This window comes from Winogradskyella sp. R77965, assembly GCF_044594915.1.
Lineage (GTDB): Bacteria > Bacteroidota > Bacteroidia > Flavobacteriales > Flavobacteriaceae > Winogradskyella.
Map to the genome: position 1 here is coordinate 1259891 of NZ_CP138990.1, position 25188 is coordinate 1285078.

Sequence of the window (25188 nt, forward strand, 5' to 3'; positions counted from 1 at the left end):
AACAATGTGTATAATTCATTGCTAGTTAGAGCTTACTTACGAAAATTCCGCTGGAATTTTCTATCCGTGATTTGTTTGCTAACTTTAGTGCTTAAACACGCAACGAAATCATACACAAACACGTTACCACACATTTGAAAAAACATATGAGAAGAAATTTACTTATCGCATTTTTAACAATTTTTACAGTACAGATATATGCTCAATCTCTTGAAGAAAAAATCATTAATCTTTTAGAGTTAGATGGAACTTTTAATAATATTGATGATCTTATTGACGAAACTATTGAGCAACAGAAAAAAGAAAATATTGGAGTTTCTGACCAATATTGGGAAGCATTAAAAAGCAAAGTCAGTAAAAAATCCTTAAATGAACTTAAAGAAATTGTGGTTCCAATTTACACTCAAATTTATTCAGAATCTAACATTGATAATCTCATAACTTTTTATAGTTCCGAGACTGGAAAGCTGATTACAGAAAAACAACCTATAATTATAGAAAAGCTGAGCTTAGGACTAATGCAATGGTCACAGAATTTGAATTCATATGTGATAGAAGAAATTGATAAAAGAGGTGAAAACCAATCAAGCTCTGAACAACTTGAAAAATTCGAATCGGAATTTAAAAGTAAATATGGATTACAGATTCTTAATATGACAGATTTATCAATTGACCAAGAACATAACATAGGTGATTTACTGGTAGACTTTGGAAGAACAAATGGAGAAGAAGATATTACAAAAATTATTAGAGTTAAAAACAACTCAAATTTGGAGATGACTTTTGAAGAGCCAACCTTTTTAAGAAATGATGCGGTTAAGTTCGACTTAGGTGATAAACCTTTAAAACCAGGAGATACAAGAGATTTAGAAATTATTCTACTTGCAGACCAAGCTGAAAACAGAAATTGGAGTATGTCCAGTATTGACATAAGTAATGGGAATAGAATCCAATTCGGAATTAAATATGATGCACCTGCAAAGGAAATTAGTTATGAGATTTCTGATAAACAGTTGAAGTTTAAAAAATTACAAAAAGACTTCTCTAAACCTTATGTTTTCACACTAACAAATACAGGCAAAAAAGACTTTTACATTTCTGATATTGAATTGGATAAACAAATTGCATATTTGAGCTGGAACAAAGAAACTATCAGACCAAATGAACAAGCTGAAATTAGAGTGGTTTTTTCAAGACAATTAATTGAAAAAGATAAAAATGCACACTCGAAATTAAAGTTGGAAGTTGATTTAACAAAAGGAGAAAAAGGAGGCTTTTCAAGTTTTCCGAATGAAACGATAGAATTAATAATTAAATAAAAACGTGTGGTAACAATGGCTATAAGTAATTGCTTGTTCTCGCTTACTTTGGAAATTCCTGCGGAATTTCCAACTTGGTGTGTACTTGTAAAGTTAAGTGCTAACCCACGCAACTAACCATACACAAACACGTTGATATGTAATTGCCTGCGGCACGTAGAATCGCATTTTGTAAACGCTGCTTTCTATTAATTAGCTAGCAAAGTCACAATTTGATGAAAATCGTAAATCAATGAAAATAAGCCTATTAACTGGAATTCTTTTTTACTCAACTTTGTTTGCATGCGGAAACAAAAATGATGACCGATTTGTTTTCTTTCTTCACAATCGATTTTTAGAAACTCACGAACTAGAAGAATCCCATCCTGATTTCGGACGAACAGAATACAAAGAAATTTTATCAGAATTTGAAAAAAGTGGATTGAAAGTTATTAGTGAAAAAAGAAATGGAAATGTAAATGCTCGTGAATATGCTCAAGAAGTTGTTAAGCAAATTGACAGTCTAATTTCTAGTGGCGTTGAGCCGAATAAAATAACAATTGTCGGAACATCGAAAGGTGGTTATATCGCTCAATACGTTTCGACTTTAATTAATAACCCAAATTTAAATTTTGTATTTATAGCAAGTTATAGAGAAAATGATATCCAAAATATTCCTGACATTAATTATTGTGGAAACATATTGAATATTTTTGAAAAATCTGACCCTTATGGAGTTTCTGCCATTAAGAGAAAAGAAAACTCGACGTGTGACATTGAAAACTTCAAAGAAATTGAACTGAATACGGGAATGGGACACGGATTTTTATTTAAGCCATTAAAAGAATGGATAGAACCTACAATACAATGGGCGAATGGAAATTATGAAATGGAATAAAATAACTGTGTACAACAAGGACATAAATTAAAATACAAGTAATTCAAGCTAATTTTTGTAATCGCAGAAACTTGTTTTAACAGTGTATTTGCAAATGACATTTAGCGTCTATCCTTCAGGATGCATAAATCTTTGTTTACCAAGAAGTACCTCTTCCGTCTCAACATTATCTTCATCAGGAATACAGCAATCAACAGGACAAACCGCAGCACATTGTGGCTCTTCATGAAAACCCATACACTCTGTACATTTGTCTGGTGCAATGTAATATACCTCGTCATCAATAGGTTCTTGTGTTTCGTCCGCATCTACTTCTTTACCACTAGGTAACACTATTTTTCCTGTTAGACTAGTACCATCAGAATAACGCCAATCATCGGCACCTTCATAAATAGCAGTATTTGGGCATTCTGGCTCACATGCTCCACAATTAATACATTCGTCTGTTATTATAATCGCCATAGTAATTTTTCTTTTTTAATTCGTTTGCTTAATTTTTTTTAATGTCAGATTGAATTCGAAATATTTAATCCATTATTAAAACAAACCTTTTGTTGCTCATTTCGTTTCCGTAATTTTGCAATTGCAAAAATAGAGCCAAAACATCGTATAACCAAACCATATATGGATTTACAACAAAGAATTAACGCTTTTACAAAATTAGGCGCTTTTTTATGTCAATTTACAAGTAAAGGCATCAAAAAAGATGACACTGTAGTTGCTAATGATTTGTTTTTTGATGGTTTTAAACATCAAATAAAACTTGCAAAAGAACATAATGGCTGGTTTACTGAAAAGAATATCTTATTTAGCTTAGAATCATGGTGTAAAGCATTGACTAACAATAATATTAATACATGGTTGGATAAGTATAACTTTAATACTATAAACCCAAAAACTATTGCCATTATCATGGCAGGAAATATTCCTTTAGTTGGTTTTCATGATTTTTTATCTATACTTGTTTCTGGTCATAATGTACTAGTCAAACAATCTTCTAACGATAAACACCTACTCCTCTTTTTAGCCAAATATTTAGAAGTTGTTGAGCCAGATTTTAAGTGCAAAATTAAATTTACGGAAGAAAAATTAGAAGGATTTGATGCTGTCATTGCCACAGGAAGTGATAATACAGCACGCTATTTTGAGTATTATTTTAAAGACAAACCTTCTATCATTAGAAAAAACAGAAATTCCATAGCTATACTAACAGGAAATGAAACTAACGAACAACTTGAAGCCTTGTCAGAAGACATCTTTAGATATTATGGTTTAGGCTGTAGGAATGTATCCAAACTTTTTGTGCCAAACAATTACAATTTTGATGCGTTCTTTAATGCAGTTTATAAATGGCATCCTATAATTAATGAAGCTAAATACGCAAACAATTATGACTATAACAAAGCGGTGTATTTAATGAGTGAATTTGATATGCTAGAGAACGGTTTTTTAATGATAAAACAAGATGAAAGTTACGCTTCACCTATTGCTACGCTTTTTTATGATTATTACAACACCATTGACGAGTTACATAAAAAACTGAGCTCTGAAGCAGATAAAATACAATGTATTGTTGCTAGTGGTTTTACAGATAATGAAATTGAATTTGGTAAAACCCAAAAGCCTCAACTTTGGGATTATGCAGATAATGTAGATACTGTTGAATTCTTGTTAACAATATAGCCAAAAAAATATCATTTTCGCAACACAAATTTAGCAATTAATTAGCACCTTTGTACCTGTCAAAAAACAACAAAAATCATGAAAAAACATAATTTTAGTGCAGGACCATGCGTATTACCAAAATCGGTAATGGAACAAGCAGCAGCAGCTGTTTTAGATTTTGATGAAGGGCTTTCACTTTTAGAGATATCTCATCGTAGTAAACCATTTGTAGACGTAATGGAAAACGCAAGATCTTTAGCTCTAGAATTGTTAGGTTTAGAAGGAAAAGGCTATAAAGCTTTATTCTTACAAGGTGGTGCAAGTTCACAGTTTTTAATGGTAGCATTAAATCTATTAGAGAAAAGAGCAGGTTATTTAAACACTGGTACTTGGAGCGATAAAGCAATTAAAGAAGCTAAGATTTATGATGATATATACGAAGTAGGCTCTTCTAAAAATGCTGGTTTTAATTACATACCTAAAGGCTATGATATACCAGATGATTACGATTATTTTCATTGCACATCTAATAACACCATTTTTGGAACGCAGATGAAAAAATTTCCAAAATCACCAGTACCAATGGTATGTGATATGAGTAGTGATATATTTTCTCGTCAATTAGATTTTTCACAATTTGATTTAATCTATGCAGGCGCTCAAAAAAATATGGGTCCTGCTGGTACAACCTTAGTTATCGTTAAAGAAGATATTTTAGGTAAAGTATCGCGTAAGATTCCTTCTATGATGGATTACAAAGTCCATATTGGTAAAGGCAGTATGTTTAATACACCTCCCGTGTTTGCAGTTTATGTTTCTATGTTAACTATGCAATGGTTAAAAGATTTGGGTGGTATTAAAGCCATTGAAGAAGAAAACGAAAAGAAAGCCAGACTTATTTATTCTGAAATAGATTTAAATCCGCTATTTAAGGGTTATTCGGTAAAAGAAGATCGCTCAACTATGAATGCTACCTTTACTTTAGAAAATGAAAATCTAAAAGAAACATTTGAAGCGATGGTAAAAGAAACTGGTATAAATGGTATAAATGGCCATAGAAGCGTTGGCGGCTACAGAGCATCAATGTATAACGCATTATCTCTAGATAGTGTAAAAGCATTGGTAGAAATAATGAGTGAATTAGAAAGCAAAGCATAAAAATAGTAATCGTTATTGAGAACGAAGTAAAGTCATCTATTCAAAAAGATGACTAAGTCATACTTCTTCGAAATGACAAAACATATAACAATGAAAGTATTAGCAAACGATGGAGTTTCTCAAAGTGGAATTAAAGCCCTAGAAGCTTCTGGTTACAAGGTAATAACAACAACCGTCGCACAAGAACAATTGGAGAACTATATTAATGAGAATGAAATTTCTGTCTTATTAGTTAGAAGTGCAACAACAGTTAGAAAAAACATTATTGACAATTGCCCAAGCCTAAAAATTATTGGTCGTGGAGGCGTTGGTATGGATAATATAGATGTTGAGTATGCGCGCAGCAAAGGTCTAAAAGTAATTAATACACCTGCTGCATCATCGCATTCTGTTGCAGAATTAGTATTTGGACACTTTTATGGTTTAGCGCGTTTTTTACATAATTCTAATCGAGACATGCCGTTAGAAGGTGACGCTAACTTTAAAGGTTTAAAGAAAGCATATGCAAAAGGCACAGAATTAAAGGGAAAAACTCTTGGTGTTCTTGGTTTTGGTCGTATTGGTCAGGCTACTGCAAAAGTCGCTCTAGGTGCAGGTATGAAAGTCATTGCTTTCGATCCTTTCTTAGAAAAAGCTGATTTGCAATTAGATTTCTTTGATGGACAAAAAGTAAATTTTGAAATCAAAACCATTTCTAAAGAAGACGTATTAAAGCAAGCAGACTTCTTAACATTGCACGTTCCTGCACAAAAGGACTATGTTATAGACGAAAAGGATTTCAATCAAATGAAAGATGGTGTTATTATTGCTAATGCCGCACGTGGCGGAGTTGTTAATGAAATAGCACTTGTAAAGGCCATAGAAAGTGGTAAAGTTGCTAGAGCTGCTTTAGATGTTTTTGAAAAAGAACCAAAGCCAGAAATTCAGTTATTAATGAATCCTGCTTTGTCACTAACACCGCATACTGGAGCAGCTACAAATGAAGCACAAGACAGAATTGGCACAGAATTAGCCGAACAAATCATTAGTATTTTAGGTTAACATATCAGAAATGTGACCAAATCGATAAAAATGAGTCCTACAATTGTGGGACTTTTTTTTGTACCTTACAAAACTTAATTTTATTAACTTAATTATATTAAAAACAAAATGGCAGGAATTTTAGACTTATTAAACAGTGATTTAGGAAAAACTATTATCAGTGGTGTTTCTGGTTCAACAGGAACAGATCAAAATAAAACTAGTAGTGTATTAACAATGGCGTTACCTGTACTTATGAAAGCAATGGAGCGTAATGCTTCTACGCCAGAAGGTGCTCAAGGTTTAATGGGAGCATTAAGCGGAAAGCATGACGGAAGTATCTTAGATAACCTAAGTGGTTTATTTGGTGGTGGTGTTGACGACGACGTAAAAACTGATGGTTCAAAAATTCTTGGTCATGTTTTAGGAAGCAAACAGCAAGGAGTTGAGAAAATTATCGGTGAAAAATCTGGTTTGGATATTGGTTCTGTAGGTAACATTTTAAAAGTAGCAGCACCAATCTTAATGGGTGTTTTAGGAAAACAATCTCGACAGAACAATGTGAGTTCTGCCGGAGATTTATCTGGTCTTTTAGGAGGTTTACTTGGAGGAGCTAGTAATACTGGTGCAGTAACCAAAGAACAAACGTTCCTTGAAAAAATATTGGATTCAGATGGTGATGGTAGTGTTATTGATGATGTAGCTGGCATGGTTCTAGGTGGTGGCAAAAAAGGCGGTTTAGGCGGTCTTTTAGGAGGATTATTCGGAAAATAGAATTCTATCGTATTTTAATATAAAAGCAGTTCTAATATTAGAGCTGCTTTTTTTATTTAAAATTCTAAAACTTTTAAAAATTACAGCTTTACTCATTTAGAAGAGAAGTTCACTCAATTACCATTTTATAATCATAATTAATACTGTTAGTTTGTAGTGTTAAATCAAAGTAAAAAGTAAAAAACACTATCAAATTTTTAATACCTTTAATACATTATGAAACATCTATTTAAAAAGATTATTCCATTTATCTTCATTATTGTACTTATTGCTAGCTGTAAATCGTATAACAACAATCAAACCATTAATAATGGTAACGATAGTGGTTTAGTAAAAAATGACACGGTATCAATAAGTAGTGACGATAGCGATTATGAAATTATTATTATTGAACCAGGATTTAATGCATGGTTAGTATCAACAGCACGTCCTAGAGGTTTTCACTCACAGCAATGGTTAGAGTCGAGAAATGCGCTTATGGTACAAACTTGGAACCAGAGAAACCTTCAACCTATGACTTTTGACCCAAGTCTTTATGAACTTCGTATAGACTATGATATATACACGGATTATGGTTATGATATTAATTACAAACTATATAACTATTTTCTATATTTTCAGTTAAAATACAACCAGAGATTATCGCCTTTTGTTCCCAGAATATAACCTGGTGAAGAATGCATAAAATTTACTAAATTTGCAGCACTTTTAAAGTGCTATGGAAAAATTTAAAAAACACTGGGAAATACAACACAATTGGCAACTGGTATTTCCTTTTTTTGGTGTTTTAGCTTTAGGTTATTCTGCTTTTAAAATTTCAAATGCCTTTTTAAAATCTTATGGACTAATATTAACGATAATAGCTTCTGTTGCTATTTTTTTCTTGTTACTAAAACTAACATTAATTATCTTTAAAAAACTTGAAAAAAAGTGGATTCTCGATTACAAATGGGAAATGATTCGTGTATTTATAGTTTTTGCTATTACTGGCTCTTCATCATTATATATTGGTCGTCCAATTATAAAGCTACTCGGAATTACTAAAGAAAACTTAAATCCACTACTCTATTGGGTTTTATTTATTATCATTGGGCTTATATTTTATCAGATTCTTCTAGTTACTTTTGGATGGCTTTTTGGGCAGTTCAAATTTTTCTGGGAATTTGAAAAGAAAATGCTCAAACGGTTTGGACTTAAACGCTTTTTAGATTGAATTTTAAATCATTAATATCATTAATATGCAAAACATTAGCAATTATGCTGATACTTGCGGTGTTATTACCTTCAGCGTTAAAATTAGAGCATGCCTTTAATCATCATACGCATGAAGTCTGTGAATCGGATAACGAATCAAAAACCCATTTTCATGAGTCTGACTTAGATTGTGATTTTTATAAATTCAAGCTCAGTGAAAATCAATTTTTCGTATTATCAAAATATGAAATCAAAGTAGAGTTTCCGTTTTTTAATGAAACGACAAACTATTATATTTCTTTTAATAATTATCAGCAATTATCAAGGTTTCTTAGAGGTCCACCTCAATTAGTGTAGTATTTTAAAATTATTTACACTAACAAAAACATGTGATGAAACAACTCATTGTTGGTATTGCCATAGCACTATCATGCTTTGGTTTCAGCCAAGATTGTACATATACTTTTTTAGGAGAACTTTCAGATTTTCATGATGGAACACCAATAGCATCAGCTACTATATTTATCAAAGAACGTGATAAATACCTAGTGTCTGGCATTGATGGTAAATTCAAAATTGAAAATCTGTGCAGTGGAGTCCTGACTTTAACAATAACTCATGTTGGATGCGAAACCAAAACGGTAAGCTTCCTTATTGAAGGAGATACACATGAAGCGATTCAACTCGAACATCACATCGAAGAGCTTAGTGAAATATCTGTTTCTGGTAAAACCAGTAAAAAAGAAACTAAAACAGCCCAAGAAACGGTGCTTAAAGCTAGTACTCTCAAAAAATATAGTGCTTTAAACATTGGTGATGCTTTAAAAGAAGTAGCTGGTGTATCTTCTATTAATACAGGTAACTCAATTGTAAAACCTATGATTAATGGTATGCATAGTAGTCGATTACTCATTCTGAATAACAATGTAAGATTACAAGATCAGGAATGGGGAATTGAACATGCACCAAACATAGATATTAATTCTGCCGATCAAATTTCGGTAATTAAAGGTTCTGGAGCTTTGGCCTATGGTGGAGATGCTATTGGAGGTGTTATTGTTGTTAATCCTAGTAGAGTAATTTTAAGAGATACACTTTTTGGTAAAACAACTTTGGGAGGTCAAACCAATGGTAGAGGTATTAGTATAAGTTCTTCTGTAAATAAAAACTACGCAAATGGTTGGTTTATTAATGCTCAAGGATCTTTGAAAAAGAATGGTGATTTTGAAGCGCCAGACTATGTTCTTAGTAATACAGGCGCAAATTCCAAAGGCTTCTCATTAAGATCTGGTAAAAAAACTTTTGAATCTGGTTTTGAAATATTCTATAGTTATTTAAATAATGAAATCGGAATACTAAGAGCTGCTCACATTGGTAATATCAGTGATTTAGTAGATGCTATTAATACACAACAGCCCTCGGTTATCAATGATTTTAGTTATGCTATAAATCCCGCGAAGCAAGATGTAACGCATCACTTGGCTAAAGCCACTTATTACAAACGTTTCAAAAAATTTGGAAAAGTAAATTTACAGTATGATTACCAAAATAACCAACGTTTTGAGTTTGATATTCGCGTAGGAGATGATAAAGACAAACCAGCTTTAGATCTCAATTTAGAAACACATACGTTGTCTACTGATATTATATTAGACTCAAACTCTGATTATAAATTGAATTTTGGATTAATGGGCAGATATCAAAATAATTTCGCAAACCCAGATACTGGTGTTAGACGTTTGATACCAGATTATGACAAGTACGATTTCGGAGTTTATACAACTGCAGAATATGCTTTAAATGGATCGACTACTGTAGATCTTGGACTGCGATATGATTTTAACCGCATCGATGCGAAGAAATTCTATCGCACAAGTCGTTGGGAAGAACGTGGCTACGATGAAGATTTTGGAGATATTGTTATTGATGATTTAGGAACACAATTATTAGTGAATCCCGTATTCAATTATCATAATTTTTCGGCTTCGGCTGGGATTAAATATCAGTTAAATGATTATAGTTACGTAATTGGTAATTACAGCTTGTCAAGTAGACCACCTAATCCTTCCGAATTATTTAGTGATGGCTTACACCACTCTGCTGCTCGCATTGAGCTTGGAGATTTAAGATTAAATCAAGAAATTTCTAATAGAATATCAGCAAGTTATAATTACAGTAATGCTGATTTAGAACTTATGGTTGAAGGGTTTTATAATCGCATAAGTGATTTTATGTACTTAGAACCTTTTGGCATTGAACAAACAATCAGAAGGTGCTTTTCCTGTATGGAACTATTTACAATCAGATGCAGAGTTATATGGTATTGATCTTAGTGCGAATTATAAGCTTACTGATGCTATAAGCTTCACAAATAAGTCATCTTATACAGTTGGTAATGATTTAGAAAACGATAGACCAATAATCAATATTCCTGCATTCAATACCCGAAACAGTTTAAGCTATACAAATGATAACTGGAATAATTTTTCTGCATCATTGACTAGTGAATGGACAGCGGAACAAACAGAGTTTCCAAATAATAATTTTGAAACATTCATTGCGGAAACAGGAGAAAATATACTCGTAGATGTTAGTACACCTCCTAGTGCCTTTCATTTACTTCATTTTTATTCTGAAGTCACTTTTAAAACATCAAAATTTACAAATTTAAACCTTGCTCTAAGTGTCAATAATTTATTAGATACGAGTTACAGAGCATACCTTAATCGCCTTCGTTATTTTGCTGATGACTTAGGAAGAAATATTATGTTACAATTACAATTTAATTATTAAAAAGAGAAAAACATTTTAAACACATTAACATGAAAACTATTAAATTTTTATTTATCGCCATTTTAAGTTCAACATTTCTTATGTCATGTTCAGATGATGACACACCAGCACCAGTAAATGAAGAAGAGGTTATAACAACCGTGCGCTTAACCTTAATTCCTGTAGGTTCAGGAGAAACTGTAATTTTTGAAAGTAAAGATTTGGATGCTGATGGGCCAGATGCACCAGTGATTACAACCATGGGTAGTATAAATGCATCGAGTGATTATATCGGAACTGTTAAGTTCTTAAATGAGTTAGAAGATCCTGCAGAAGATATTACAGAAGAAGTTGCTGATGAAGCAGACGAGCACCAAGTATTTTATAGCTTTAGTGGAAATTCTAATAGCTCAGTGAGTTATTCAGATGCTGATGAAGATGGTAACCCAATAGGCCTTAGTATAAATTTTAATTCTGGTACAGCTGCAACTGGTAATACACTAACAGTGACATTAATACACGAGCCTGCTAAAGATGCTTCTGGTGTAAGTGATGGAGATATTACTAACGCTGATGGAGAAACTGATGTTGAAGCTACATTTATTTATGATGTAAACTAAAATTTAAGCATAGTTTAAAAAAAGCACTCAAAAGAGTGCTTTTTTTATGAACCATTTTCTGATAATAGAAAATAAAGTCACTAAATATTAGCGTATCTTTACAACTTCAAAATGAGTATAGAATTTAATGACTGAAATTGATTTTGCTTTAAATCAAAACGATGTAACTGATATCATAGAACTTGTTGGTACAGTGGTTTGGAATAAGGCAAATGAGCAAGGATCGTTTCAAAATTTATCTGAATCAGAAAAGACGTTTGTCTTTATAGATATTTTTGAAAGTGAATTAAATGATCAAGGTTTTTATGGGTTTTTCTATAATACTTCTGGCGAATTTGCACATGAAGTTTTACAAGCGTTTATAAAGATAAAAGCTATTGCAACAGCTGATATATTAGACAAAGCTTTGAGATTATTTCCAGAATTACCTGTACCAAAAGATATTGGTATACGCAGAGAGTTCATGAAAAAGTTGCAAATCACAGATTTAGAACTATGGTCAAACTTAGAACTAGAGTTGGTAAACTCAAAAGAAGATATTGTTGGTTTAATCATCAATTTTATAAAATTAAACAAAACTGATTTTGAATATTAGGGTATATTCCTCAAGACCTATTTCAATGACAAAATTAAATGTCAAAATTACCAAAAGCGCACAAATTTGTTGATCTTTCTGATTATGGAAGACCAGCAGCAAGGGTTATTTCTTTAGCTTTAAAAGACACAAAATTCACACCAATAGACGTTACTATCGGATTTATTATTTCAGGACTATTTGCGGTATTCTGTATTATTTATGGATACTATTGGTTTGCTGCTTTCTTTCTTATCTTTAAATCTATTTTAGACGCTGCTGATGGCGAATTAGCAAGGATAAAGAAAACCCCTTCTTATACTGGTCGTTATCTCGATTCGGTAGCAGATATCATTCTAAATGCCATAATTTTATTAGCCTTATGGTACATCACAGACACCAATATTTATTATACATTTTTAGCATTTTTAGGAATCCAATTACAAGGAACGCTATATAATTATTACTATGTAATATTGAGAAATCAATTTAATGGAGATACCACAAGTCGAATATTCGAAGATAGCACGCCTACTGCACTAGCAGGTGAAAAGCAAAAAAATGTCGACATCTTATTTGGACTCTATAAATTATTATATGGTCTATTTGATAAGGTGATTTATACCCTAGACAAAAATGCACCTAAAGGTAAAGTACTACCTAAATGGTTAATGACTTCCATATCAACTTTTGGTTTAGGTTTTCAACTCTTAATTATTGCTATTATGTTAGTTACAGGATTAAAAGATTTTATTATACCATTCTTTATAGGCTACTCATTAATGATTTTTGTATTTATAGCTATTAGAAAACTACTTTAAGAAATTAGTACTTAGTTAAGTCCGTTGTTAGATTTAAAAATATAGGTATACAACCACATTAATGTAAATGTTGGTATAACATCAAAGCCAGGTAATGCTTCCTCCACAAAAGTTATGACACCAGCAATTTTTCCATCTCTACCCTTATATAATTTTGTCATCAACCAACCAGAAACTGGTGCCCATATTATATCGGAGAATTCCCCTATTCCAGGAATTATAAATGAAACAAAACCTAAAGCATCAAACAATAGGCCTAATAAAAGTTTTTTGTATTTATTCATATAAATGTTTAGCATTAATCTACTTAACATAAAGCAATAAACATTCCAAAAATATAACCTGTCACATTCGCATGAGGAGCAGCCATAACACTTTTAACTTTTAATTAAGAGCGTTTCATAGCATGAGAATGTAGATTTGTAAAATTAAAATGTAACAATAGAAACGTAATTACATCTTTAATACTATAAAACCATCATCAATCAATTATGTGCTTACGCTTTCTATGTTTATGCTTTCCGCTTTTATGTTTTTACAACATCGCATCATCGCAAGAAGGTAAAAAAACCTTAAATATTCAACGTGCAGAAAGACCTCCAAAAATTGATGGAGTGCTTAATGATGACGTTTGGAAGAATGCTGATATTGCTACAGATTTTATTCAGTTTAGACCAGAAATAGGTAATACTCCACCACCAGAAGAACGTACAGAAGTTAAAATGACTTATGATGATGAAGCCATATATGTGGCGGCATATCTTTATGATGACCCTTCTAAAATAATGAGGCAACTCACTAGTCGTGATAATTTTGGACAATCTGATTTTTTTGCTGTGGTTTTAAACCCAAATAATGATGCTCAAAATGATACACAGTTTTTTGTATTTAGTTCTGGACAACAAGCAGATGCAATAGCCAATCCAACAATTGATGAAGATTTTGGTTGGAATGCCGTATGGGAAAGTGCCGTAAAAATTGTGGATGATGGTTGGATTGTAGAAATGAAACTACCTTATAGAACCTTACGTTTTACCGATCAGGAAGAACCGACATGGGGTTTACAATTTCATAGACAGTTTAGACGAGAACGTTCGCAATACACTTGGAATCCGTTTGATCCGACTCAAGGTAATATTGGCTTATACCATGGTGAACTTAAAGGTTTAAAAAACATAAAACCTCCTGTTAGACTCAACCTCTACCCTTTTTCTACAGGAATAGTGAATAGTTTTGATGGAGAAACAGAAACAGATTTAACCTTTGGTATGGACGTTAAATATGGACTTACTGATAACTTTACACTTGATGCTACTTTGGTACCAGATTTTAGTCAAGCTGGTTTTGACAATGTGGTTCTTAACCTTGGTCCTTTTGAGCAAACTTTTTCAGAACAACGCCAATTCTTCACTGAAGGAGTAGAATTATTCTCAAAGGGAGATTTGTTTTTTTCGCGTCGTATTGGTAATGGACCTATCGGACAATTAAATTTATCTGATAATGAGAGTGCCAATGTCCCTAATGAAGTAAAAGTTCTCAACGCCTTAAAAGTTTCCGGAAGAACAAAAAAAGGACTAGGTGTCGGTATTTTTAATGCGATTACTGAAAAAACGGAAGCCACTATTACCAATACGGTTACTGGTGATAAGCGTAAAGAAGTTGTAGAACCTTTTACAAATTATAATATTCTTGTTGTAGATCAACAATTTAATGGCAACTCATCTATAAGTTTAATTAACACAAACGTCATCAGGGAAGGTAATTATAGAGATGCCAACGCAACTGCTTTAGTAGCAAATATTCAAAACAAAAGGAATACCTACTTAATCAATGCACAGGCCAAAATGAGTACTGTAAATCCTCAATTTGGTGATAATGTTACTGGTTATAATACAGAATTGGTAGTTGCTAAGACACACGGAAATTGGCGCTATAGCTTTGATCATAGGTTTGCTGATACCAAATTTGATATTAATGATTTAGGGCTTATTTTCAGAAACAACTTCAATAATTTTGGAGCCGATGTTTCATACCGAATTTTTGAGCCTAAAGGTAACTTAAATAGCTATCGCGTAGGTGCCTGGGTAAATTATAGAAATTTGGCAAATCCAGGAACGTTTACAGGTACTAACTTTGGTGCATTCTATAACGCACAAACCAAAAACTTAAACGGTTATGGATTTCGTTTAAATATAGAACCTGGTAAACAATATGACTTTTTTGAGTCTAGAGATGGACGTCCATTTATCTATGAAAATATTATAAGTTTTGGTGGCTTCTACTCTTCTAACTATAATAAGAAATTTGCCTTTGATGTGCGACTAGACCCATTTTTCATTGTGGAAGATGGTAGAGATTTATCGGGTTTTAATTTTAATCTTAGGCCGAGAGTACGTCCTAATGAAAACTTATTGTTAATCTATAGTTTTGATTTAAGATTGGCAAATGGCCAAAGAGGCTATGCTACTTTTGTTGATGACCAGCCCTTACTTGGAGAACGTAACAGAAAGGTAATTACTAATACTATATCGGCTAATTACACCTTCAATCCTTTTAACAGTTTAGCTCTGTCATTCAGACATTATTGGGACACTGTAAATTATGATGATGAATTATTTACATTATTAGATAATGGTCGTGTAACTTCAGACTCCGGTTACAGAGTGGATAATATTGGTGGAAGTCCAAATATCAATTTTAGTACATGGAATATAGATTTGAGTTACTCATGGCAATTTGCACCTGGTAGTTTTTTAACAGCTTTGTATAGAAATCAGCTATTTAATTTCAATGAGATGTCCGAAGATAATTATTCTGATAGCTTAAACACCTTATTTGATCAGCCTATGCAAAATACATTCTCATTACGAGTTCAATATTTTATAGACTTTAATGGCATTAAGTCGGTGTTCAAAGGAAACAAAACTGCGTCCTAATATTGTGAATTAATTCATTAAGTATTACTTTCACACCGTATGAGTAAAACTGTTATTTCTGCAAAACAGATTAAGAAAGCCTATGGAGACCTCCAGGTACTCAAAGGTGTTGATTTAAATATTTCTGAAAGTGAAATCATTTCTATTGTTGGCGCTTCTGGTGCAGGCAAAACCACACTACTCCAAATCTTAGGTACTTTAGACAAACCAGATTACATAGCAGATACAGAACTGGTTATTAATGATCAATCCATTACATCTTTAAACGATAAAGCCTTAGCTAAGTTCAGAAATAAAAATATAGGTTTCATATTTCAATTTCATCAATTATTACCAGAATTTACGGCATTAGAGAATGTTTGTATTCCTGCATTTATAAATAATACTCCAAAAGCTGAAGCAGAAAAACGTGCTAAAGAATTATTGGATTATTTGGGTTTAAAAGATCGTATTGACCATAAACCCAATAGCATGTCTGGCGGAGAACAACAACGAGTCGCAGTAGCCAGAGCTTTAATAAATCAGCCTAATATTATCTTTGCTGACGAGCCTTCTGGTAACTTAGATAGCGAATCTGCAGAACAACTTCATAACTTATTCTTTAAACTGAGAGATGAGTTTAAACAAACCTTTGTTATCGTAACACATAATCAGGAATTAGCGAATATGGCAGATCGGAAACTGACCATGATTGATGGGAAGATTGTTTAGTTAATCTACGCAACCATTTCGCACTTTTTACATCTATTAAAAAAGTGTAACGCATCTTGAAAAAAATTATATTACTTCTTTATTTATGTTTAATTCTTAACTCTTGCGCTACCTTGCTAAACGGTCGTACAACTAAAGTTAAGATTTACGCACCCGAGGGGACAACTATTGTGTATAAAGAATCTCATGAGACGCTAAATGAAGGAAAAGCTGAAATATTCCCAGAACGTTCAAAAGATACACTGCGATTTACTGTAGAAAACGATTCTATAACCACTACCTTTTCTTTTAGAAGAAAAATATCACCTTTAATTTATCTTAATCTACCTTATACCTATGGATTGGGAGTATTAGTAGACTTAACAAACCACAAGCGATTTACATATCTCAGAAATGTTAATGTAAAAATTGATACAACAAGCAATCAGTTTTACCATTCTGATGAAAAAATAATTGAATTTAAAAAAGAAACCGTATTTCTCTACACGTCGCCATTAAGAGCTATGGATGTGTTCTCAACTCCAATGTTAACCTTAGGAGCAGAATACTTTTTCGTAGATGATATGAGCATTAGTGGTGAGTATGGCACACGATATCTTAGAAAATGGCGGTACGATCCTAAATATAGATTTGTAAAACATATTGGTCGCTCAATACGGTTTGAGCTAAAATTTTACAATCTAGCAAACATATTCAACAATGTAAGAGTTAACGAATACATTGGGCTCGAAGCACGTTTTATAAGAACGCAAACAAACGATGATATTTCATATCGTGTTTACAACGAAGACATAAGTTTGATAAGAAATGAAATTCTAACCATTCAGAATTCAGTAGATATTTTTAATGTAAAATACGGTGTCAATTTTCCTATTGGAGAACAATTGTATTTAGATCTTTATATGGGCTTTGGGCAAAGAAGGCGAACTATAAAAAACCCAAATAATTCTTACCAAAATTATACTCGTTATGATTTTTACAATGATGATAATTGGATTTTCCCAGACCGACCAAGATATGAGGGTATTGATGACCTAAATACATTTAACTTCTCATTAGGTTTTAAATTTGGAATTAAGTTTTAAGTATAATGAAATTGTTGGGTACTTTATTAGTTACTTGTAATGAGTTATGATATAGCACTATTTTAATAACTTATATGAGTCGCCACTGAAACGAGTTCAGCAAAAGTCAGCGAAAGTAGCTTTTCTAAAGTGCAAAATCAATACATAGAACTACGTATTTCAACCAAAACTTATCAACTTTCATTTTGTATAAACTGTTAAATAAAAGCCCATGTTCTCCATTAATTAACTTACAAAATCTGTAATTTTGTAGTGCTTATAAAAATTACAAAACAATGACTTACAGAATAGAAAAAGATACCATGGGCGAGGTTAAAGTACCAGCCGATAAACTTTGGGGAGCACAAACAGAACGATCTCGTAATAATTTTAAAATTGGTGCGCCTGCATCTATGCCTTTAGAAATAGTACATGGCTTTGCCTATCTAAAAAAAGCTGCTGCTTTTGCTAACTGCGAATTAGACGTTCTATCTAAAGAGAAGCGCGATTTAATTGCTCAGGTTTGTGATGAGATTTTAGACAATAAGCACAACGATCAATTTCCTTTAGTCATTTGGCAAACGGGTTCTGGTACACAGAGCAATATGAACGTTAACGAAGTGGTTGCTAACAAAGCACACCAAATTGCTGGTAAAGTCATTGGTGAAGGTGAGAAAACCATTCAACCCAATGATGATGTTAACAAATCACAATCGTCTAATGATACCTTCCCAACAGGAATGCATATTGCAGCATATAAGAAAGTTGTAGAAACGACCATTCCTGGAGTCATTCAATTACGAAATACATTGCATAATAAATCTATAAAATTTAAAGACTGTGTAAAGATTGGTCGTACACATTTAATGGATGCTACTCCTTTAACTTTAGGTCAGGAAATTTCTGGTTATGTGTCGCAATTAGATCATGGTTTAAAAGCTTTAGAAAATACTTTAGCACATCTTAGTGAATTAGCTTTGGGTGGAACGGCTGTAGGCACAGGTTTAAACACTCCAGATGGTTACGATGTCATAGTGGCAAAGTATATTGCAGAATTTACGGGCTTACCCTTTATAACTGCTGAAAATAAATTTGAAGCTTTAGCGGCACATGATGCCATCGTAGAAACGCATGGAGCTTTAAAGCAATTAGCGGTTTCTTTAAATAAAATAGCAAATGATATTAGAATGATGGCTTCTGGTCCGCGTTCTGGTATTGGAGAAATCATCATTCCTGCAAACGAACCTGGAAGTTCTATTATGCCAGGTAAAGTAAACCCAACACAATGCGAAGCTCTAACTATGGTTTGTGCGCAAGTGATGGGTAACGATGTTGCTGTGACTGTTGGAGGTACTCAAGGTCATTATGAACTAAATGTCTTTAAACCAATGATGGCTTCAAATATTTTACAATCGGCTCAATTGCTTGGTGATGCCTGTGTAAGTTTTGATGAGCATTGTGCAAGTGGTATTGAACCGAATCATCACGTTATTAAAGAATTATTGAATAACTCGTTGATGCTTGTTACAGCTTTAAATACTAAAATAGGTTATTATAAAGCCGCAGAAATTGCGAATACTGCGCATAAAAATGGAACTACGTTAAAAGAAGAAGCGATCAATTTAGGTTACGTTTCTGCTGAGGACTATGACGAATGGGTAAAACCAGAAGATATGGTTGGTAGTTTAAAATAAAGAATGATTAACTTACAAAAGATTAAAACCACTTAAGATGAAAAAAACTTTACTCACAATTTTAATTTTTGCTGGTTTCAGTAATTTAAATTTTGCTCAAACCACTTGGGAGCCAATTCAGAATATAGACACTAATCCAGGAAATCAGCCAACGTTTGTTGTCTCAGGTGATTTAGATGGTGATACAGATATAGATATTGCAATTGGAACATATGATTTCAATCAAACTGCACAAGATTATATTAAGTGGTATAAAAATGATGGCAATGGAAACTTTGAATTACAAACTTCTGTTTCTGAATCTGTGGTATGGGTTCAAGGTATGATAATTGCTGACGTAGATGCTCTTAATAATAATGGAAATGATATTATTGCCACAGTAGCATTCGGTAGCAAGTTAGTTTATTATCCTAATAATGGTTCTGGCGGTTTTGGTGCAGAAGTCGTTATTAGTAATACGATAAACAGTCCTGGTCAAGTCGTATCTGGTGATATTAATAATGATGGTAATTTAGATTTGGCTGTAGCATCATATACAGATAATAATACTATTTGGTTTATGGGTGATGGATTAGGTGGTTTTGTGGAGCAAACAGCGTCTCCGATTCAAAGTGGAGGCACTGGTGGACCTTGGTATCTTGATATTGGTGATTTTGATGGTGATTCGGATTTGGATGTAGTGGTAGGTTTTTTTAATACTGGAAATATTGAAATTTATTATAACCAATATGTTGAAAGTGGAACTAGTAACGTTTCATGGATAATGGATGATGTTCCTGTTGCTAATGGAAATTCTTGGCTTGCTGTCCCTACCCATCAAATGGCTTTTGCCGATGTAAATAACGATGATGTTATGGATGTCATCAAATTGAACAACTCAACTGGTGATGTAGAGTGGTTCAGTAAAATTAAAAATGGAGCATCTACACCTAACACTATTTCCGATAGCTCGATTATTGCAAGACCAGGAACTGTGGTAGTTGCAGATTTAGATGACGATGGTAATAACGATGTCATTTTAACTGATGGTGGATCTGCAGACGATTCTATTATATGGTTTAAAGGAGCGGATGGTGCCAATCCTAGTTCAACAGCATCACTTATAGATGATAATAATTTTCAATTTTGGGCAATTACAGTTAATGATTTTGATGGTGATTCAGATTTGGATATCGCTGCAGTTGGTGTATTTAGTGACGCATTAGATTGGTACGAAAACAACCTTAATTCTTTGAGCATTGCAGACGTGACCTTACAAAATGTTACAATCTATCCAAATCCTGCAAACAGTATTATTCATATTAAAGGCTTAACAAATGATGTTGCTACAATTTCTGTCACAGATATGCTTGGAAGAAATGTCTTAACAAAATCATTATACACAAATGAAACATTGGATGTCTCTCAATTAGTAAGTGGTATTTATTCTATTTCAATAGATGGAACATTTGCTTCTAAATTTATAAAAGAATAAATAAACACAATTCAAAATACTTGAAACGCTAGTTTAATTTGACTAGCGTTTTTTTTTTATTCAAAAAAATGACAATCTTTACAAAAAGATAACCAATATGTCCATACTTATAACCAACATAAAACAACTACTTCAAGTTCATAAGCATAATCTTACTGTACTAAAAGGTAGCGAAATGCAAAGACTTACGGTAAAGGAGAATGCCTATGTTTATATAGAGCACGATACCATTATTGAATATGGTAAAATGGAAAATTGTGAAGGTATTGAGGCCGAAACCGTTATAGATGCCACAGGCAAAATTGTTTTACCGTCTTGGTGCGATTCTCATACGCATATTGTTTATGCAGGTGATAGAACTTCTGAATTTGTAGACCGAATAAATGGTTTGAGTTATGCAGAAATTGCTAATAATGGTGGTGGCATTTTAAACTCAGCAAAACTACTACAAGATACCTCCGAAGATGATTTATACAATCAATCGATAAAACGCTTAGATGAACTCATAAAAATGGGAACTGGAGCTGTAGAAATTAAAACAGGTTATGGTCTAACTGTTGAAGCTGAACTAAAAATGCTTCGCGTTATAAAACGTATTAAGCGTGAGAGCCTAGCTTTAATAACTCCTACATTGTTGGCTGCACATGCCATTCCTGAGGAATATAGAAATAAAAAACAGGAATATATTAAACTAATCACTGAAGAGCTTATTCCAAAAGCTGCTAAACTAAATATAGCAAATTATATTGATGTGTTTTGCGAAGAAAGTTACTTTGACATAAAGGATACTGAAGCCATTTTAAAAGTAGGTTCAAAATATAACTTACGACCAAAAATACATGTTAATCAATTTAATATTCTTGGTGGTGTAGCTTTGGGTGTAAAACACAATGCACTATCTGTAGATCATTTGGAGGAAATGAATGACAAGGATATTAAAGCCTTAAAAAACAGCAATACTATGCCTGTTGCATTACCAGGTTGTTCTTACTTTCTAGGTATTCCTTATACTCCAGCTAGAAAACTAATTGATGCTGGTTTACCATTAGCCATTGCAACAGACTATAATCCAGGTTCTGCACCAAGCGGCAACATGAATTTTGTAGTGAGTGCTGCTTGTATAAAATTAAAAATGACACCTGAAGAAGCCATAAATGCAGCTACAGTAAATGGTGCTTATGCCATGGGAATTAGCAATATGTATGGTAGTATCACTAGAGGAAAAAAAGCAAATTTAATTATTACAAAACCTATGAACCATTATAGCGAGATTCCATATGCGTTTGCTCATAATCCTGTGGAACAAGTTATTATCAATGGACAATTACTGTAATTTTAAATTTTGAAGATGAAATATAAGCTATAGAAATTAATAGTTATAAGCTTAATCTTCATTAGCAATTTCTTAAAACTTGGATAGACGAAAACAATCTACCTTTCAATATTAAATACTTTTAGGATATAAGGGAGCAATATAGTAGCATTTAGTCGCTAAAAAATCACCTCCCAAAAAGTGTGTGAGCTCAATTTTTCAGGGTTAAACTATTTATAGTCCAAATAGTATTTTCATTAACCACTTGTTCTTTTGTGATTTCAATACAATATTTTGCATTGTTACGTATAACTGCATATAGTCACAAACATATCTTAAAATAGATTGATATTATTACTAAAGATTTAACTACATAATTTGTCAGGTTGAGCATGGTCGAGAACTTGTTCATGTAAAGAAGCAAGTTTCGACTGCGCTCAACCTGACGTTTATGGAAAATTCCAAAAAACTAAGGGGTTAAATAGCTGCTAACCTCCAATTTTATTTTACTTCTTTTAGTGCGTTATCAATTAAAGTACGTAAGTGCTGCTTATGAGCTTTACTAGAGACATTGCCAGTTGGCGCAGCCATAGTTCTAATTCTTTTTAAATTATATAATGCCATTGATTTTGCATTATTTGTATAACGACTACTCTGCTTACCTATAAGCATATCAATAAGCATATCGGTATAAGCAATTTGTAAATTCTGTCTAAACGAATTGACATTACTATAAATATCTGCTTTAAAAATAGCATTGTTTAGGTCAGACATAAACGAAGACAAGCTATATTTATTTCCATACAATTCACTATCCGTAATTCTTTGCAAAGTATTTGGATGCAAAATATGTCTTAATATGTTCTGTTGATATATTAAGACCTGTCTATGAATTTTTGGATCTTCTGGACCTCCAAAGAAGTTATAGCCACGACGTTGCATTGCTAAATAATTATATAATTCGCTAGGTGCACTAAAAGCATCTGGTGCAAAAGCATGCATTTTCAATGCATTCATAGCGCGTTTCTGATCTTCTATACTTACTGGTGTATATGGTTGCTTACCGCCTTCTTGGCCTATCATTGCTCTATCAACATAAACACCTCCAATGAATCTAGAAATAACTCCAGTAGCAATAGCGCGTTGACCACTTAACAAATAATACGCGCGTCTCAACTCTTGATACGATTCACCTGTCTTAGAAAACTTAGATTTCACATTATCCATCATACTATCCACTAACTTAATTCTGTTAATAGAATAGCCAATTTGGTCATTAGACAAATCACCAATCATTACTCTAGGATCAATTGCTTTTCCTGGAGCACGCATATCATCTGCATCATTACCAAATATTAATTCTGGTTCAGTAGATCTATTAAGCAATGCTGTTTTTTCTGCTTCAGATTTAAATGGAGTATAACCAAACTGAATTGCCCAAACATCATAAGGACCTACAGAGGTGTCATAGTATTGTCCTTGCTTCGTTCTGTCATTGGTAAGATTAATACCTGCATAATCCATTACAGATCCTGTTAAGCATTTACCCTCTATAAAATCTTTATTTGCCAATTCTTCAGGTGAAAATAATTGACTTGCTTTCATATTATGATTAAGACCAAGTGTATGACCAACTTCGTGCATAATTAAAGCTAGCATAGACTCTTTTTTCATGCGAGCCATCTCTAAATCAGAGTTACCTGAAGCTTCAATAACGGCTTGACCAAACATTGTGTTTTCGTGCATTACATGACCGAAAGAACATAATACTTTATTCTTTCTCAAATATTCTGATGCATCAAATTCCACATCTGCTTTCGCCAAGTCAAACAATTGGTCATAGAATACTCTATTCGTAAAATGCACATATTCTAACATAATATCTGCACCAATTATCTCTCCTGTTCTAGGATTTACAAAGCTAGGTCCATAACCTCCAAAAGGTGGATTCGGTGAAGACGTCCAACGCAATACGTTATAATTAATATCTCCTGCATCCCACTCAGCGTCATCTGGTTGCATTTTTACAACCATTGCATTTTTAAATCCTGCTTTTTCAAATGCTTTATTCCATTCTAAAACACCTTGTGTAATAGTTTCTCTCCATTCTACTGGTGTAGAATTCTCCATCCACCAAGTAATAGGAGTTACTGGTTCTGATATAGCTGCACTAGGATCCTTCTTAATTAAATTCCAACGATGAACTAAATCTTTAAATGGTGCAGAATTAGTAGCTGTTTGGTCGTTGACTTGTGTCGTAAAATAACCAACTCTAGGATCGTCTAAGAGTATTTCGTAATCATTGTCTGGCATAGCGATTAAACTATGAAAGACCTTAATACTAACGTTTCTACCATCAGTTACTGCCTGAGATCCACCATTTAAAATTGATGGTTTAGAATATACATACTCAACTTCTAAATTGGTATTATCGTCATAGTTATTAATACTATTAATTTTTGTCTTTGATTTATCCAGATTACCAAGGCTAAAAGCGAATGGACTAGAACCAGGAAAACGTGGAGGTTTTACTTGAGCAAATGTTTCTTTTAGAAATAAGCCATCTGCCTTTATTAAGTATAAACCTTCTTTTTTATCATGCGCTTCAATTTTCACAGTGGCCATGATACCTTCACTTGTGTTGGCATCCTTTGATTTAGAAATAGCATTCTCTGGATCAAAATAGAAGGATGTGTTTTGAGACACAAACTCTATTTTATTATAGTATTTTTTTACTTTGAAAACTTTTGAACCTCCATAAGCACCTCTAAAACGTCCAGCATCAACTACACCATTAGATACCTGATTAAAATGAATATAATCTTTACCTAAGTGATCATCGCTAATTACCATCTGTAAAGCACCAGTAACGGTATCTCTGTACATAGTAAAAAGGCCTTCAATCTTTTTACTCGATTTTGTTAGGTCTTTTATTGATTTAGTCTTGGGTTTAGGCTTCGGTGCAGGAGCTTCAGTTTTGTCCTTTTTCTTTTTCTTTTTGCGCTGAGCTTCTAAGTTTTGTGGTGCAATAAAAGCACACATAAGTAATGTCAAAGACAAGAGTCTAAAGACATTTCGTTTTTTGATTATCATAATTTTTAGTGATTAGTTAAAATGTGTTCGAAAGCCTACAATATATAAAATAAACAAGACATATATTTTATATAATTGTTAAAATCTATGTATCATAATTGCTTTTTTAT

General features: G+C 32.9%; 23 protein-coding genes. 20 read left to right on the forward strand and 3 right to left on the reverse strand.

From position 1 onward, the window contains the following. Nucleotides 1-146: 146 nt before the first annotated feature. Nucleotides 147-1319, forward strand: coding sequence for a DUF2059 domain-containing protein (locus SJY34_RS05700; protein ID WP_400079867.1), 1173 nt, complete (start codon nt 147-149; stop codon nt 1317-1319). Nucleotides 1320-1551: 232 nt separating this feature from the next. After that, nucleotides 1552-2196 carry a YqiA/YcfP family alpha/beta fold hydrolase gene (locus tag SJY34_RS05705; protein ID WP_400079870.1) on the forward strand — a complete coding sequence of 215 codons (645 nt, stop codon included), beginning with the start codon at nt 1552-1554 and terminating at the stop codon, nt 2194-2196. 108 nt (nt 2197-2304) lie between these two features. Here SJY34_RS05705 and SJY34_RS05710 read toward each other — a convergent pair whose 3' ends face one another. Continuing rightward, nucleotides 2305-2658, reverse strand: coding sequence for a 4Fe-4S dicluster domain-containing protein (locus tag SJY34_RS05710; protein WP_400079873.1), 354 nt, complete (start codon nt 2656-2658; stop codon nt 2305-2307). Between the two features lie 162 nt (nt 2659-2820). On the opposite strand from SJY34_RS05710, the gene SJY34_RS05715 reads away from it, so the two are divergent. The 12 genes from SJY34_RS05715 (at nt 2821) to SJY34_RS05770 (ending at nt 12794) form a co-directional block, all read left to right on the forward strand. Then, nucleotides 2821-3879 (forward strand): acyl-CoA reductase, encoded by a 1059-nt coding sequence (locus tag SJY34_RS05715; protein WP_400079876.1) that lies wholly within the window; start codon nt 2821-2823, stop codon nt 3877-3879. Nucleotides 3880-3957: 78 nt separating this feature from the next. Further along, nucleotides 3958-5019: a 3-phosphoserine/phosphohydroxythreonine transaminase gene (serC, locus tag SJY34_RS05720; RefSeq protein WP_400079879.1), complete on the forward strand. Its 1062-nt coding sequence runs from the start codon at nt 3958-3960 to the stop codon at nt 5017-5019. 90 nt (nt 5020-5109) lie between these two features. Further along, a complete protein-coding gene (locus tag SJY34_RS05725) occupies nt 5110-6060 on the forward strand; it encodes a D-2-hydroxyacid dehydrogenase (protein ID WP_400079882.1) in 951 nt (316 codons plus the stop codon). A 108-nt stretch (nt 6061-6168) separates the two neighbouring features. Continuing rightward, the gene (locus tag SJY34_RS05730) at nt 6169-6813 is read left to right on the forward strand and encodes a DUF937 domain-containing protein (protein ID WP_400079885.1); all 645 of its coding nucleotides are present in this window, start codon (nt 6169-6171) and stop codon (nt 6811-6813) included. A gap of 216 nt (nt 6814-7029) precedes the next feature. Beyond that, the gene (locus SJY34_RS05735) at nt 7030-7479 is read left to right on the forward strand and encodes a DUF6146 family protein (protein WP_400079887.1); all 450 of its coding nucleotides are present in this window, start codon (nt 7030-7032) and stop codon (nt 7477-7479) included. 52 nt (nt 7480-7531) lie between these two features. Further along, on the forward strand, nt 7532-8026 hold the full coding sequence (locus tag SJY34_RS05740; RefSeq protein WP_400079889.1) for a DUF6787 family protein: 495 nt from the start codon (nt 7532-7534) through the stop codon (nt 8024-8026). A gap of 44 nt (nt 8027-8070) precedes the next feature. After that, nucleotides 8071-8364, forward strand: coding sequence for a hypothetical protein (locus SJY34_RS05745; protein WP_400079892.1), 294 nt, complete (start codon nt 8071-8073; stop codon nt 8362-8364). Between the two features lie 35 nt (nt 8365-8399). Further along, a complete protein-coding gene (locus SJY34_RS05750; protein WP_400079895.1) occupies nt 8400-10334 on the forward strand; it encodes a TonB-dependent receptor domain-containing protein in 1935 nt (644 codons plus the stop codon). Further along, complete coding sequence (locus SJY34_RS05755) at nt 10261-10800, forward strand: hypothetical protein (RefSeq protein WP_400079898.1); 540 nt, start codon at nt 10261-10263, stop codon at nt 10798-10800. Before SJY34_RS05750 ends, SJY34_RS05755 begins: the two co-directional genes overlap by 74 nt. Before the next feature lie 29 nt (nt 10801-10829). Then, nucleotides 10830-11399, forward strand: coding sequence for a type 1 periplasmic binding fold superfamily protein (locus SJY34_RS05760; RefSeq protein ID WP_400079900.1), 570 nt, complete (start codon nt 10830-10832; stop codon nt 11397-11399). A gap of 127 nt (nt 11400-11526) precedes the next feature. Beyond that, nucleotides 11527-11994, forward strand: a complete 468-nt coding sequence (locus SJY34_RS05765; RefSeq protein ID WP_400079902.1) for a DUF4375 domain-containing protein — start codon at nt 11527-11529, stop codon at nt 11992-11994. A gap of 38 nt (nt 11995-12032) precedes the next feature. Next, nucleotides 12033-12794, forward strand: a complete 762-nt coding sequence (locus SJY34_RS05770) for a CDP-alcohol phosphatidyltransferase family protein (protein WP_400079906.1) — start codon at nt 12033-12035, stop codon at nt 12792-12794. Between the two features lie 11 nt (nt 12795-12805). On the opposite strand, the gene SJY34_RS05775 is transcribed toward SJY34_RS05770, so the two are convergent. Then, nucleotides 12806-13078 (reverse strand): hypothetical protein, encoded by a 273-nt coding sequence (locus SJY34_RS05775; RefSeq protein WP_400079909.1) that lies wholly within the window; start codon nt 13076-13078, stop codon nt 12806-12808. A gap of 207 nt (nt 13079-13285) precedes the next feature. On the opposite strand from SJY34_RS05775, the gene SJY34_RS05780 reads away from it, so the two are divergent. From SJY34_RS05780 to hutI, 6 genes are all read left to right on the forward strand, one after another. Beyond that, the gene (locus SJY34_RS05780) at nt 13286-15730 is read left to right on the forward strand and encodes a DUF5916 domain-containing protein (RefSeq protein ID WP_400079911.1); all 2445 of its coding nucleotides are present in this window, start codon (nt 13286-13288) and stop codon (nt 15728-15730) included. Nucleotides 15731-15769: 39 nt separating this feature from the next. Beyond that, nucleotides 15770-16441: an ABC transporter ATP-binding protein gene (locus tag SJY34_RS05785; RefSeq protein WP_400079914.1), complete on the forward strand. Its 672-nt coding sequence runs from the start codon at nt 15770-15772 to the stop codon at nt 16439-16441. A 56-nt stretch (nt 16442-16497) separates the two neighbouring features. Beyond that, nucleotides 16498-17526 carry a hypothetical protein gene (locus SJY34_RS05790; RefSeq protein WP_400079916.1) on the forward strand — a complete coding sequence of 343 codons (1029 nt, stop codon included), beginning with the start codon at nt 16498-16500 and terminating at the stop codon, nt 17524-17526. Between the two features lie 275 nt (nt 17527-17801). Then, complete coding sequence (fumC, locus tag SJY34_RS05795) at nt 17802-19199, forward strand: class II fumarate hydratase (RefSeq protein WP_400079918.1); 1398 nt, start codon at nt 17802-17804, stop codon at nt 19197-19199. A gap of 37 nt (nt 19200-19236) precedes the next feature. Beyond that, complete coding sequence (locus SJY34_RS05800; RefSeq protein WP_400079921.1) at nt 19237-20673, forward strand: T9SS type A sorting domain-containing protein; 1437 nt, start codon at nt 19237-19239, stop codon at nt 20671-20673. Nucleotides 20674-20770: 97 nt separating this feature from the next. Continuing rightward, nucleotides 20771-22006 (forward strand): imidazolonepropionase, encoded by a 1236-nt coding sequence (gene hutI, locus SJY34_RS05805; RefSeq protein ID WP_400079924.1) that lies wholly within the window; start codon nt 20771-20773, stop codon nt 22004-22006. Nucleotides 22007-22486: 480 nt separating this feature from the next. Here the strand turns inward: hutI and SJY34_RS05810 are convergent, their stop codons facing one another. Beyond that, entirely contained in the window at nt 22487-25078 is a 2592-nt protein-coding gene (locus SJY34_RS05810; protein ID WP_400079927.1) for a zinc-dependent metalloprotease, read from the reverse strand. Nucleotides 25079-25188 lie beyond the last annotated feature (110 nt).